The 13,826-nt window shown below is 49.6% G+C and carries 16 protein-coding genes; 15 read left to right on the top strand and 1 reads right to left on the bottom strand.

Going from position 1 to position 13,826, the window contains the following annotated elements:
- Positions 1-31 precede the first annotated feature (31 nt).
- The 6 genes from fapR to rnc all read left to right on the top strand — a co-directional run bounded on the left by fapR (position 32) and on the right by rnc (position 4,397).
- Positions 32-601, top strand: a complete 570-nt coding sequence (fapR, locus tag KNO99_RS04280) for a transcription factor FapR (RefSeq protein WP_074034802.1) — start codon at positions 32-34, stop codon at positions 599-601.
- Positions 598-1,587: a phosphate acyltransferase PlsX gene (gene plsX / locus KNO99_RS04275; protein ID WP_214745504.1), complete on the top strand. Its 990-nt coding sequence runs from the start codon at positions 598-600 to the stop codon at positions 1,585-1,587. Before fapR ends, plsX begins: the two co-directional genes overlap by 4 nt.
- 18 nt (positions 1,588-1,605) lie before the next feature.
- On the top strand, positions 1,606-2,526 hold the full coding sequence (gene fabD, locus KNO99_RS04270) for an ACP S-malonyltransferase (RefSeq protein ID WP_214745501.1): 921 nt from the start codon (positions 1,606-1,608) through the stop codon (positions 2,524-2,526).
- Positions 2,519-3,259 (top strand): 3-oxoacyl-[acyl-carrier-protein] reductase, encoded by a 741-nt coding sequence (fabG, locus tag KNO99_RS04265; protein ID WP_214745498.1) that lies wholly within the window; start codon positions 2,519-2,521, stop codon positions 3,257-3,259. Before fabD ends, fabG begins: the two co-directional genes overlap by 8 nt.
- A gap of 58 nt (positions 3,260-3,317) precedes the next feature.
- On the top strand, positions 3,318-3,557 hold the full coding sequence (gene acpP / locus KNO99_RS04260) for an acyl carrier protein (RefSeq protein ID WP_074034794.1): 240 nt from the start codon (positions 3,318-3,320) through the stop codon (positions 3,555-3,557).
- A gap of 123 nt (positions 3,558-3,680) precedes the next feature.
- Entirely contained in the window at positions 3,681-4,397 is a 717-nt protein-coding gene (gene rnc / locus KNO99_RS04255; RefSeq protein WP_214693956.1) for a ribonuclease III, read from the top strand.
- A gap of 41 nt (positions 4,398-4,438) precedes the next feature.
- Here rnc and KNO99_RS04250 read toward each other — a convergent pair whose 3' ends face one another.
- Positions 4,439-4,633: a DUF1128 family protein gene (locus KNO99_RS04250; protein WP_015881361.1), complete on the bottom strand. Its 195-nt coding sequence runs from the start codon at positions 4,631-4,633 to the stop codon at positions 4,439-4,441.
- Positions 4,634-4,747: 114 nt separating this feature from the next.
- Between KNO99_RS04250 and smc the strand changes: the two genes are divergently transcribed.
- The 9 genes from smc to lepB all read left to right on the top strand — a co-directional run bounded on the left by smc (position 4,748) and on the right by lepB (position 13,826).
- Positions 4,748-8,305 carry a chromosome segregation protein SMC gene (gene smc, locus KNO99_RS04245; RefSeq protein WP_214745495.1) on the top strand — a complete coding sequence of 1,186 codons (3,558 nt, stop codon included), beginning with the start codon at positions 4,748-4,750 and terminating at the stop codon, positions 8,303-8,305.
- Entirely contained in the window at positions 8,302-9,327 is a 1,026-nt protein-coding gene (ftsY, locus tag KNO99_RS04240; RefSeq protein ID WP_074034782.1) for a signal recognition particle-docking protein FtsY, read from the top strand. The genes smc and ftsY overlap by 4 nt, the downstream gene beginning before the upstream one ends.
- A gap of 96 nt (positions 9,328-9,423) precedes the next feature.
- Positions 9,424-9,747, top strand: a complete 324-nt coding sequence (locus KNO99_RS04235; protein WP_074034780.1) for a putative DNA-binding protein — start codon at positions 9,424-9,426, stop codon at positions 9,745-9,747.
- Positions 9,748-9,758: 11 nt separating this feature from the next.
- The gene (gene ffh / locus KNO99_RS04230; RefSeq protein WP_214745492.1) at positions 9,759-11,099 is read left to right on the top strand and encodes a signal recognition particle protein; all 1,341 of its coding nucleotides are present in this window, start codon (positions 9,759-9,761) and stop codon (positions 11,097-11,099) included.
- A gap of 82 nt (positions 11,100-11,181) precedes the next feature.
- Positions 11,182-11,457: a 30S ribosomal protein S16 gene (gene rpsP / locus KNO99_RS04225; RefSeq protein WP_015881366.1), complete on the top strand. Its 276-nt coding sequence runs from the start codon at positions 11,182-11,184 to the stop codon at positions 11,455-11,457.
- Positions 11,458-11,511: 54 nt separating this feature from the next.
- Positions 11,512-12,027, top strand: coding sequence for a ribosome maturation factor RimM (gene rimM / locus KNO99_RS04220; protein WP_214745489.1), 516 nt, complete (start codon positions 11,512-11,514; stop codon positions 12,025-12,027).
- Entirely contained in the window at positions 12,017-12,733 is a 717-nt protein-coding gene (gene trmD, locus KNO99_RS04215) for a tRNA (guanosine(37)-N1)-methyltransferase TrmD (protein WP_214745486.1), read from the top strand. The genes rimM and trmD overlap by 11 nt, the downstream gene beginning before the upstream one ends.
- Positions 12,734-12,847: 114 nt before the next feature.
- A complete protein-coding gene (gene rplS, locus KNO99_RS04210; RefSeq protein ID WP_015881369.1) occupies positions 12,848-13,201 on the top strand; it encodes a 50S ribosomal protein L19 in 354 nt (117 codons plus the stop codon).
- Positions 13,202-13,283: 82 nt separating this feature from the next.
- Complete coding sequence (gene lepB, locus KNO99_RS04205; RefSeq protein WP_074034770.1) at positions 13,284-13,826, top strand: signal peptidase I; 543 nt, start codon at positions 13,284-13,286, stop codon at positions 13,824-13,826.

Here is a 13,826-nt window from a genome sequence, read left to right as displayed (position 1 = left end):
TTCTTTAGCGATTAGTTTAGGAGGGAACTGAATGCGGGTACCTAAGAAAGAGCGGCAACGCTTGTTACAAGAAACGATTGAGCGCAACCCGTTCATCAAAGACGAAGAACTATCAAAACAGTTTTCCGTCAGCATCCAGACGATTCGACTCGACCGGATGGAGTTAAAAATTCCAGAAGTGAGGGAACGAATCAAACATGTGGCTTCCGAGCACCTCGATGAAGTCAAATCGCTTTCAATGAGCGAGGTCATCGGTGATATGATTGACTTGAAACTCGATGACTCTGCGATTTCTGTCCTCGATATAGAAAAAGAACACGTCTTTAGCCGCAATGAGATTGCACGTGGGCACGTCCTGTTCGCGCAAGCCAACTCGTTAGCGGTGGCGCTCATCAATGATGAATTGGCGTTGACCACTAAAGCGGAAATCCGGTTTAGTCGCCAGGTTCATCTTGGAGAGCGAGTCGTTGCCAAGGCTCGTGTGATGAAGCTAAGAGGGGACGGGAGAACAGACGTCACGGTCGAAAGTTATGTCGGTGAGGAGCGCGTTTTTGAAGGCGACTTCACGATTTACCGACGTGGTGAGGAGGAACAAGCATGAAATTAGCAATTGATGCAATGGGTGGCGATCACGCACCGAAAGCAATCGTCGAAGGTGTGAAACGGTTCGTCGAACAATATCCGAATGAACCGATGGAACTCTTTCTAGTCGGTGACGAGGTGAAAATTGCCTCTTACGGACTTGACGATCCTCGTGTGACGGTCGTTCCAGCAAGTGAAATCATTACAGGTGAGGATGAGCCTGTTCGTGCGGTCCGCCGCAAAAAGGACAGCTCGCTCGTCGTAGCGGCAAACCTTGTCAAAGAAGGAAAAGCGGATGCTCTCGTGTCTGCCGGGAACACCGGTGCCTTGATGGCAGCTTCTCTCTTCGTCATCGGACGAATCCCAGGAATCGAGCGTCCGGCACTATCTCCGACGTTCCCTACATATACAGGTAGTGGTGTCGTCGTGCTGGATGTCGGAGCGAATCCGGATGCGAAAGCCGAACATCTTGTGGATTATGCGATCATGGGTTCACTGTATGCAGAACATGTCCGTGGCATCAATTCACCGCGTGTCGCCCTTCTCAATATCGGGACGGAAGCCGGAAAAGGAAATGCGCTCACGAAAGAAGCGTTCCCCCTCCTTGAACAGGCCCCTGTCCACTTTGTTGGGAATGTCGAAGCGCGTGAAGCGATGTCCGGGGACGTGGACGTCATCGTGACGGAAGGATTTGCCGGAAACATCTTGTTAAAAGGTGTAGAAGGATCCTCAGCGATGCTCATGAAGATGATGAAAGAACAATTCACGAGTAACCTTGTATCAAAACTTGCCGCTCTCATCTTAAAGCCGAAATTAAGACGATTGAAAGAAACGCTTGATTATCGTGAACATGGGGGAGCCGGATTATTCGGGATCAATGCGCCTGTCATCAAGGCACACGGATCGAGCGACGCACTTGCGATTGCGAGTGCGTTGAAACAGGCGAAGATCATGGTAGACCACGACGTCGTCGATAAAATCAAGCGTGCCAAAGCGATAGACTAAGCGAAAGCAGGTGAGGACATGGGGAAAGTAGCATGGGTTTTCCCGGGACAAGGCTCTCAAGCCGTTGGAATGGGACAGACCTTTTTAGACCAACCTGAAGCCCTTCAGGCAATCGGGCGTCGACTCGGATTTGACCTTCTTGAAGTCATGTCTGCCGGGTCGAAAGAAGACCTACAAGAAACAGAAGTCGCACAACCGGCAATCGTGGCACATGCCTCGTTGCTTGCACAAGCCTATGCGGCAAACGGTGCGACACCGGATGTCGTCATCGGACATAGCGTAGGAGAGTATGCGGCGCTCGTCTCAGCGGGGGTCATCGATTTAGAAGAGGCGACCGTACTCGTTCGAGAACGTGGTAATTTGATGTCTTCTGTAAAAGACGGGACGATGGCGGCGGTCGTCGGAATGACCGATTTACAAGAAGCGCTTCATATCACTGAAAAAATTAGTGCGAGTGGGGACTTGGTTCAAATCGCTAACTTGAATTGCCCTGGTCAGTTTGTCATTTCCGGGCAGATTGATGCGGTCGAACAGGCGAGTGTAGAATTGAAGGCAGCCGGCGCGAAACGGGTATTGCCGTTAAACGTCTCCGGTGCGTTCCACAGTTCATATATGATGCCGGTGGCGACACGTTTCCAAGATGTCCTCGCCTCATCACCGTTCCAAGAAGCGTCTGTCGATTTCATCTCGAACGTGGATGCGGCTGTACATCGTGATCCCGAACATCTGAAAGCGTTGTTGACGAAACAACTGTATTCTTCGGTTCGCTTCGAAGAATGTGTTCGAAAAGCGATTGCAGACGGGGTGGACACGTTCATCGAATTCGGTCCATCGTCACCACTTTCGGGGTTGATTAAACGAATCGATTCGAATGTATCGATTCAAAAGGCGACCACGTTGGAAGAAGTCGCCTCGTTAGGAGGAGAAGTTCGTGCATGATCAAGTAGCGATCGTGACTGGCGCGTCCCGTGGAATCGGTGCGGCCATCGCGAAACGTTTAGGGGAAGACGGCTTCCGAGTCGTCGTGAATTACTCGGGTAGTGAAGAAAAAGCAAACGCTGTCGTGGCGGCCATCATTGAAGCAGGTGGCGAGGCTACGGCCGTGAAGGCAGACGTCTCAAACGCTGACGACGTTAAAGCGCTCGTCAAGACGACGGTCGATACGTACGGACGCGTCGATTGTCTTGTGAACAACGCAGGCATCACACGTGACGGGTTACTCATGCGGATGAAAGAAGCGGACTTCAATGACGTCTTATCGACGAACTTGAAAGGCGCGTTCCTCACATCGCAAGCGGTCACACGATCGTTGCTCAAATCAAAATCGGGGCGAATCATCAATATCGCCTCAGTCGTCGGGATCACTGGGAATGCCGGACAAGCCAACTATGCGGCTGCGAAAGCAGGATTGATCGGGTTGACGAAATCAGTGGCACGCGAACTCGCAAGTCGTCATGTGACGGTCAATGCCGTTTGCCCAGGTTTCATCCAAACCGATATGACTGATGCCTTGACAGATGAACAGCGGAACGCTACACTCGAGCAAATTCCGTTCAATCGTTTCGGACAAGTCGAAGATGTGGCGAACCTCGTCTCATTCTTAGCATCTGAACAAGCCGCTTACGTGACGGGTCAGACGATTGCCGTCGATGGCGGCATGACGATGGCGTAAAAGAGAACTTTACCAATAGACAGACATTTAATATACTTACCTTTGGAGGGATTTTATCATGACAAAAGAACAAATTTTAGTAGACGTACAAGAAGCAGTAGCAGAGAAGCTCGGGAAAGACATTTCTGAGATCACTGCAGAGAAATCGTTCAAGGACGACCTTGGCGCTGACTCGCTTGAAGTAATGGAAATGGTGATGGACCTCGAAGACAAATTCGACATCACGATTGAAGACGAAGACGCTGAGAAGCTCGCGACTGTTGGCGACGTAGTAGCGTATATCGAAACAAAAGTGTAATCAAGCCATCCCACCGCTCGGTTCCGAGCGGTGGGCTTGTGCTTATTCATGGAGGGAACTATGACAAAAGACAAACGACGGTTTGACCGTCAAGGGTCGGCGCAACGGCGCCGGCGTCAGGAAATGGAACGGGCACGCATCTTAGAATTATTCAAGTCATTAGAAGAGCGTTTAGACGTTCAATTTTCGAATCACGACTTGCTCATGCAGGCGTTCACACACTCTTCATACGTGAATGAACAACGTGGATTACGAAAAGACAATGAACGCTTAGAATTTTTAGGGGATGCCGTGTTAGAATTGACCGTATCCCGCTTTCTATATGAGACTTATCCGGAGCGCTCCGAGGGGGAATTAACGAAATTACGGGCGGCGATCGTTTGCGAACCGTCACTCGTGAATTTTGCGGAGGCCTATGCTTTCTCTGACTTCATCTTGCTTGGAAAAGGTGAAGAGTTGACCGGTGGACGAAAACGTCCGGCACTACTTGCCGATGTCTTCGAATCCTATATCGGTGCTCTTTATTTAGACCAAGGGATTGAGGCAGTCGAACGATTCCTCGCCGAAGCGGTTTTTCCGAAAGTCTTAGCGGGTGTATTTGAAGAACAGACCGATTTCAAGAGCCAGTTGCAGGAAAGTGTGCAACGGGAAGGCTTAGGTCCGGTCACGTATGAAATCATCGAGGAGCGAGGACCGGCGCACAGCCGTGAATTCGTTGCCCATGCACGGCTCAGCGACGACATCGTCGGGGAGGGAGTCGGGCGCTCTAAAAAAGAAGCCGAGCAGTTGGCTGCTAAAGAAGCGCTCATCGCGTTCAATCGACGTTATGCTGATCTATAAACAAAAAGGAGTGGACCATTCACAATGGTTCCACTCCTTTTTCATGTCAATTGACCGAGTTCTTCGACAATCCCGTCGACTTCCGATAAAGAGAGGGAAGAACGTGTCATTACGTACTCGTAAATCTCTTTCACCGCTGATGGGTCAGCCGCATTATATTCTTCCGCCTTGATCGCACCGCGGTTAATAATGTTCATTTTGTCCAAAATCGCTTCAATCATCTGTTCATTCGTCATCTGTATTCCCCTTTCTACAGTTCTTTTAAGAATAGCATGATTCAGTCATTTTGACGAACTGTTAACTGTGGTAAAATATACAGATGAATGCTTACTGCGGATAGGATGGTCACGATGCACTTAAAACGAATCGAACTCGCTGGCTTTAAATCATTTGCCAAGCGAATTGAATTAGATTTCCGTCCCGGCGTCACGGCTGTAGTAGGGCCGAACGGAAGCGGAAAATCCAATATATCGGACGCTGTTCGCTGGGTACTTGGAGAACAGTCGGCCAAATCACTTCGCGGTGCCAAGATGGAAGACGTCATCTTTGCCGGAAGTGAAGGTGAGAATCACCGAAACGTCGCGGAGGTCACGCTCGTCCTCGATAATCGCGACGAACAGTTACGTCTCCCTTATGAAGAAGTGAGTGTGACCCGTCGCGTGACCCGAAGTGGGGACAGCGACTATTTTATGAATAAAAAACCATGTCGTCTAAAAGACGTCATTGACCTCTTTTTAGACACAGGTCTTTCCCGTGATGCATTCGCGATCATCGGGCAAGGTCGAGTCGAACAAGTCATTTCCGGGAAGCCGGAAGACCGCCGTGCCGTCATCGAAGAGGCGGCGGGTGTCCTCAAGTATCGCCAGCGTAAAAAACAGGCTGAGCGTAAATTGCAAGACACTGAATTGAACTTGTCACGTGTCGACGACATTTTGTTTGAATTGGCTGACCGGGTGGAACCACTTCGTGAGCAGGCGGCGCTCGCTCGGGAATATACAGTGGCAAAAGCCCGTCATGACGAGCTCGAGACGGGGATCATGGGTGCCGAAATTCAGTTGCTCCAACAAGAGATTGAACAAGTGACGGTACGTCATACAGAATCGATCAAGCAATTATCGGATTGTGATCGTTCGGTACAACACCTCACGGAGGAACGTACTCAACTTGAGGCTACGCTATCGACCCTTCGTGACGAGTTATCCGAGATGAACCAAAAAGAGCGCGAACAGTCGACGTATGTCGAACGCTTGACGGGTGACATCAAGCTCGCGAAAGCACAAGAAGAGCATGGAGCCGAGATGAAAGAGCGTCTCGTCCGTCAACGTGAAGAAGTGAGCGCCGAGATGGCAGAGCTAGAGACTCGACTGACGGTCGTTCGTGACGAGTTGTCTAAAAAAGTAGATACGTTGCGACAAACGACCGAGGCGAGAGACGCGCTTCAACAACAGTTGACTGCTGCCTCTCGTGATTTCAATGCCGAGATCGAAGCATTACAAAGTGAGGCGTTCGAACTCGCGACAACGCGAGCGACAATCAGTAACCAACAAAAGCGGGAGCAACGGGATATCGATGTCGCCATCGAGTCGAAAGAACGTCTCCTTCGTGAGAACAAACATCGTCTTGATGATCGGTCTTCACAAGAAGCAACACTCGAAGAGACACGGGAACGATATGAAGAAGTGCAAGGTCGTTTCGAATTACTAAGTAAAAAAGAAGCGGAACTTCGCGACCAAGAGACGGCGATCCGTGAAAAGTTGACACGGGCAGAAACGTCTTACTATGACCTCGAACGTCGTCGTCAAAAGACGGAAGATCGGATTGAGATGCTCGAACGGATGAAGCAATCGTATGAAGGATATTTCCATGCGGTTAAGTTTGTATTGAAAGACCGTTCATCAGGTGTGCTTGGTGCCGTCGCTGAACTGATTCGTGTTCGTCCTTCGTATGAAGCCGCCATCGAGACGGCTCTCGGACAGACGCAACAACATGTCGTCGTCAAAGACGAGACAGTCGGACGTCATGAAATCGATCGATTGCGCAAAGCGAACGCAGGTCGCGCGACGTTCTTACCGATGACGACGATCAAACCAAGATTTGTACCGACTGAGGTGTTACATCGCCTCGAATCGATGACTGGATTTGTCGGGGTGGCATCTGATTTAGTCGAGACGGACGAGTCGTTCGAAACGTTGAAAAAATCACTTCTCGGTTCGGTGCTCGTCGCCGAGACGTTAGAAGTCGCGAACCGGATTGCGCAAATGACCGGATACCGTTTCCGCGTCGTCACGCTCGAAGGAGACATCGTGAACGTCGGTGGTTCGATGACCGGCGGAAGTCGTAAGCAAGGGGTGGCCTTGTTCACTCAATCGCGTGAGTTAGACGATTTGAAACAAGGATTGACACAAGGGCTCGCGATGCTTCATGAGCAAAAACAACGTCTTCAAGAATACACGGAAGCGTTGAAGACAATCACTGAAGCATTATCAACGCTACGAGACGAGAAACGTACCGTCGAAGGATCGCTTCGAGAGGTCGAGGCTACTTACCGTACCGCCGAACGCGCCTCGCTTGATGCCAAGTCACAACTTGAACTGTTCGATCATGAGATGCTGCGTTACGAGAAAACGATTGAGACGTCGACAGCCGAACTCGAACGTTTGACGAAGACGTTGGCAGATACGGATAAAGAGCAAGCGGACATTCGTGTTCGTCTAGAGTCGCTTCGTGCCGAACAGGCAAAAAGTGCTGAAAGTACGGGGCAACTTGAAGCGATGCTTCGTCAAAACGAGCTCGACCTACAACGCCATACGCTCGAAGAAGAACGGGTTCGCTATGAAGTGGAGCGCTTGACGACTGAACGGAAACGTCTACAGGACCGGACCGATCAGATGAATCGTGAACTTACGCGACTTGACAGTGGGGAAGTCGTCTCATCTGCCGAGTTAGAAGAGACGCTTGCTACGGCCAAGCTTGAATTCACCAACATTCAAGAGCGACTTCAAGACATGACGGCAACGCTCAAGTCAAATGAAGAGGCGTACCGCATCATGCGTCAACGTGTCGATCAAGCGACGGAAGCGCGGCGTCAAGCTGAAGCAGTCGTTCGAAAACTAGAAACGGCGAAACAAGAGTTCGAATTAAAACGACAGTGGAAGCTCGATGCGTTAGAGGAACACGGGCTCGTTGCAGAACTCTTACCGGCGCTTGAGATTCCTCTTGATGAGGCGAAAGAAGAGTTTAAATTACTCGTTCGTCAAATTGAGGAAATCGGACCGGTTAACTTGAATGCGATCGAGGAGTTCGATAGCGTTCATGAGCGCTTTACGTTCTTGTCTGAACAGCGGGATGACTTGGTCAGTGCGAAAGAAGATTTGTATGAGATTATCGCCGAGATGGACCGTGAAGTGACGCGTCTTTTCAAAGAGACGTATACGAACGTTCGGGCACACTTCAAACAGACGTTTACCGAGTTGTTCGGTGGGGGCGAAGCAGATTTGAAATTAGTCGATGAGTCTGACTTGTTGAATACAGGGATTGAGATCGTCGCCAAACCGCCTGGCAAAAAGTTACAGACGCTCAGTCTGTTGTCTGGAGGAGAGCGTGCGCTCACGGCAATCGCCTTACTGTTTGCGATTTTGAAAACGCGTCCGGTACCATTCTGTGTCCTCGATGAAGTCGAAGCGGCGCTTGATGAGGCGAACGTACATCGGTTCGGGGAATACATTCGCACGCTCTCAATCGACACGCAATTTGTCATCATCACGCACCGAAAAGGTACAATGGAAGCGGCAGATACGCTTTATGGCGTCACGATGCAACAGAACGGAGTGTCCGAAGTGTTATCGGTCGAACTGTCTGAAGCAAAACGTGTCGTAGAAATGGATGAAGAGATGGAGGAATCACGTTGAGTTTTTTCAAGAAATTAAAAGAGAAATTAACGACATCTACCCAAGAGGTGTCACAAAAGTTTACGGACGGATTGACGAAGACGCGTGACGGATTTGCGAGTGCCGTCAACGACCTCGTTTACCGTTTTCGCGAGGTGGATGAGGACTTCTTCGATGAACTCGAAGATTTGCTCATCCAAGCGGATGTCGGCGTCACGACGACGATGGACCTTGTCGAAGACTTGAAAGAAGAAGTGAAACGACGCAACTTGAAGGACCCGGTCGCTGTTCGGGATGCTCTCGTTGAAGTGGTGGCGAAACGCCTTCAGGAAGACGAATCTGACCGTGAACTGAACATGCAAGACGGACTCACGGTCATCTTGTTTGTCGGTGTGAACGGGGTCGGAAAGACGACGACAATCGGAAAATTGGCGCATCAATTGAAGTCGGAAGGTCGTAACGTCATGCTCGCGGCAGGAGATACGTTCCGTGCAGGAGCGATCGAGCAACTTCAAGTATGGGGTGAACGCGTCGGAGTACCGGTCATTCGTCAAACGGAAGGGTCTGACCCGGCTGCCGTCGTATACGATGCAGTTCAATCTGCGAAGTCACGTAACATGGACGTGCTCATCTGTGACACGGCCGGACGCCTTCAAAATAAAGTGAACTTAATGAAAGAACTTGAAAAAGTGAAACGGGTCATCGAACGAGAAGTCCCGAACGGACCACATGAGGTCTTACTCGCATTAGATGCAACGACCGGACAAAACGCTATGATTCAAGCGAAAGCGTTCAAAGAAGCGACGAACGTGAGCGGGATCGTCTTGACGAAACTCGACGGTACAGCAAAAGGTGGGATTGTTCTCGCGATTCGAAATGAACTCGATATTCCGGTCAAATATGTCGGTCTCGGGGAGAAGATGGACGATTTGCAAGAGTTTGACCCAGAGCAGTTCGTCCTTGGGTTGTTCGGAGACGTTTTCGAGGACAAATCAGAAGAGGACTCGACTGAAAATGAGGACACAAACAAAGACCTCGCCTAAGTTTTACTGTTAAGAAAAAAACTTGACAAGTACTAGGCACGGCTGTACTATTGGTAGTTGTAAAGGGATTTCACTTAACATGTGGAGGTGAAAGGTTTGACGCTCGAAAAAACGAATCGCATGAACTACCTCATCGATTTCTATCAAGCGCTCCTCACACCGAAACAGCGCAACTATATGTCTCTTTATTACCTAGATGACTACTCGCTCGGAGAGATAGCGGAAGAGTTTGAAGTCAGCCGTCAAGCGGTCTACGATAACATAAAGCGTACAGAAACGATGCTTGAACAGTACGAGGAAAAGCTCGCTCTATTCGAAAAATTCGAACAGCGTCAGCAACTTCTTCAGACCCTCAAACGTCAAGTCGAGCTCACGGATGACGTGCAGGCTACGATTTCTGCGCTTGAGAATTTAGAGTAGGGGGCTGGAGCATGGCATTTGAAGGATTATCAGAACGGTTGCAAGCGACGCTTTCAAAGATGCGCGGTAAAGGGAAAATCTCTGAGGCTGATGTCAAAGAGATGATGCGTGAGGTTCGCCTCGCCTTACTAGAAGCCGACGTCAATTTTAAAGTGGTCAAGCAATTCGTCAATGACGTGAAAGAACGTGCGGTTGGTCAGGATGTCATGAAATCATTGACGCCAGGTCAACAAGTCGTCAAAATCGTTCACGAAGAGTTGACGAATTTGATGGGAAGCGATGTCGTCCCGATCTCATTCAGTCAGAAACCACCGACAGTCGTCATGATGGTCGGTCTGCAAGGGGCAGGTAAGACGACAACGACCGGGAAGCTAGCGAACTTGATTCGCAAAAAGCATAACCGCAGTCCACTTCTCGTCGCGGCGGATATTTATCGTCCGGCGGCAATCAAGCAGCTCGAGACACTCGGGAAACAACTCGATTTACCGGTCTTCTCACTTGGCGATCAAGTGAAGCCGGAAGAGATTGTGACGAAAGCGCTCGAGTACGCAAAAACAAATCATCACGATTTCGTGTTGATCGATACGGCGGGTCGCCTTCATATCGACGAGACGCTCATGGGTGAGCTCGAAAATGTGAAGACGATTGCCAAACCAAATGAAATCTTCCTTGTCGTCGACTCGATGACAGGTCAAGATGCGGTCAATGTGGCCGACAGTTTCAATGAGAAACTCGGAATCACCGGGGTCGTGCTCACAAAGCTCGACGGAGATACACGAGGCGGGGCAGCCCTTTCGATCAAGGCAGTCACGGGAGCGCCGATTAAATTCGTCGGTCTCGGAGAAAAGTTGGATGCCCTCGAACCATTCCATCCAGAACGCATGGCGTCACGGATCCTTGGAATGGGGGACGTGCTCTCGCTCATTGAAAAAGCCGAGACACAGATGGACCAAGACGCAGCGAGAGAGCTAGAAAGCAAAATTCGTGACGCGTCATTCACGTTCGATGATTTCATTGAACAGTTGGGTCAAGTGAAAAACATGGGCCCGATTGATGAATTACTTTCGATGTTACCTGGTGCAGGTAAGATGAAAGGGTTGAAGAACGTCCAAATCGACGAGAAACAACTCGATCACGTCGAAGCGATCATTCGCTCGATGACAAAACATGAGCGCGCCAACCCGGAAGTGCTCAATGCGAGTCGTCGGAAGCGGATCGCAAAAGGGAGCGGTCGCTCGATTCAAGAAGTGAACCGTCTCATTAAACAGTTCGATGACATGAAGAAGCTCATGAAGCAAATGTCAGGACAAATGAAAGGGAAGAAAAAGGGCTTAGGTCTTCCGTTCTTCTAACAAAAACTTTTGTCAGTCGGACAAAAAAGCTGTATACTATAAAAGTTGTCAATTCTTAAACACATGATGGAGGTATATTACCATGGCAGTTAAAATTCGTCTTAAGCGCATGGGCGCAAAAAAATCACCTTTCTACCGTATCGTTGTAGCAGACTCACGTTCACCACGTGACGGTCGCTTCATCGAGCAAGTTGGTCACTACAACCCGGTTGCAAAACCAGAAGCTGAAGTTCGCATCAACGAAGAACTCGCTCTCAAATGGTTGGCAGACGGTGCGAAGCCATCTGACACAGTACGTAACTTGTTCTCTAAAGCAGGGATCATGGAGAAATTCCACAACGCGAAAAACGCGAAGTAATGATGTGGCCGACCTTTTCTGAGGTCGGCCTATTTTGTTGAGGAGGGAACGCGAATGGATTGGTTATACGTTGGGAAAATCGCCAACACGCACGGCCTTAAAGGGGAAGTGAAAATTTTGGCGGCGACAGATTTTCCGGAAGAACGCTTTAAAAAAGGGAACACGTTGTTCCTTGATGTGGACGGAACGAAACAAGAGATGACGATCACGACGTATCGTCCGCACAAGCAGTTCCATCTCGTCACGTTCAAAGGGTTTGAGAATATCAACCTCATCGAAAAATATAAAGGGTTGAAGTTGTATGTCCATGCCGAACACGTGCATGATCTCTCGGAGAACGAATATTACTATCATGAGATTATCGGTTGTGAGGCAATCGTCGATGGCGAGTCGATCGGTGTAATCGATGATATCTTTGAGACGGGTGCGAACGACGTATGGGTCATCAAACGCCCAGGTAAATCGGACGCCCTCATCCCTTATATCGAATCGGTCGTCAAAGAGATCGACGTCGAAGAGAAACGTGTCGTCATCACACCGATTCCTGGAATGATTGACGATGAAGATTGATGTGTTGACGTTATTCCCGGATATGTTCAAGACGCTCGACCACTCCATCGTCGGCCGCGCGAAGGCGCTCGGACAAGTGGAGATGTCGTTCATCAATTTCCGGGATTTTTCAACGAACAAGCATCATAAAGTCGACGATTATCCGTACGGGGGAGGAGCGGGCATGTTGCTCACCCCACAACCGATCTTCGATGCGTTTGACTCAATCAAGGCGAAGTCACCACGCGTCATCCTGACGACGCCGACCGGGAAACCGTTTAATCAGCAGATGGCGGAAGAGTGGGCCCGGGAAGAACATCTGATCTTTTTGTGCGGACATTATGAAGGGTTCGACCAGCGCATCCACGATGAACTGGCGACAGACGAAGTGTCGATCGGCGACTTCGTTCTGACGGGTGGAGAACTTGCGACAATGGTAATGATCGATGCGACAGTGAGACTGCTCCCGGACGTCCTCGGCGATCAGGCGAGCCATGAGGACGATTCGTTCTCGACCGGTCTACTCGAATATCCACACTATACACGCCCTGCCGATTTTCGTGGATTGAAGGTACCGGACGTCCTCCTCTCTGGCAATCACGCCCGGATCGAGACGTGGCGACGCGAACAATCACTCGAGCGAACGTACAGGCGTCGACCGGATCTACTCGAACAACTCGAGCTGACAGAAGACGATAAAAAGTTTCTCCAATCGTTGCGCGATTGAGAAATATATGCTATGTTTGAGCATGTGGGTTAAACCCATCGATTACCGATGTTCCGCTATTGGATGCTTGGGCATATGAAGATATGAACATTGAAGAAAAAGGAGATATGATTCATGAACACACAAAAACTGTTCCGTGAAATCACAGAAGAACAATTCAAATCGGACGTACCTGCTTTCCGTCCTGGTGACACAGTACGTGTCCACGTTAAAGTTGTAGAGGGAACGCGTGAGCGTATCCAGATCTTCGAAGGTGTTGTAATCAAGCGTAAAGGTGGCGGCATCAGCGAAACATTCACAGTCCGTAAGATTTCTTACGGCGTAGGTGTTGAGCGTGCATTCCCGCTTCACTCACCACGCGTTGCACAAATCGAAGTCGTACGCTACGGTAAAGTTCGCCGTGCGAAACTTTACTACCTCCGTAACCTTCGCGGTAAAGCAGCACGTATTAAAGAAATCCGTCGTTAAGATGGGAATTAAGCTTGTCGCTTGCGACAAGCTTCTTTTTTTCTAGTACAATAAGTTCAAATGGATAGAGGAGTGAGTGAAGTTGAAAGAAGTGTTTAGTTGGCTCAAAGCCATCGTTGTCGCTCTTGTCATCGCGTTCGTCATCCGGACGTTCATCTTCGTTCCTGTCATCGTTGAAGGGGAGTCGATGATGCCGACACTCCACAATGCGGATCGAATGATCGTCAGTAAAATTTCGAACTATGTTGGTGAGCTAGACCGAGGTGATATCGTCGTATTCCATGCGACAGAATCAAAAGATTATATTAAACGTGTCATCGCCATTCCAGGCGACACGCTCGAATATCGAGATGACGTGCTCTATATTAACGGTGAAGCGGTAGAAGAACCGTATTTAGACGAGTTCCGCGCACAGATGAACGGGTTCCCGCTGACGGAGAATTTCACGCTTGAACAAGTGACAGGCGAGTCAGTCGTCCCTGAAGACTCATACTTCGTCATGGGAGACAACCGTCAAAACTCGAAGGACAGTCGTGAAATCGGATTTGTGTCGAAAGAGGAGATTGTCGGTAAGACGAACTTCATCTTCTGGCCGCTCGACGATGTTGGCACGGTAGAAGATTAA

This window comes from Exiguobacterium sp. s189, assembly GCF_018617615.1.
In the GTDB taxonomy this organism is placed as follows: Bacteria; Bacillota; Bacilli; order Exiguobacteriales; family Exiguobacteriaceae; genus Exiguobacterium; species Exiguobacterium aestuarii_A.
This window is presented reverse-complemented; position numbering and strand designations above follow the sequence as displayed.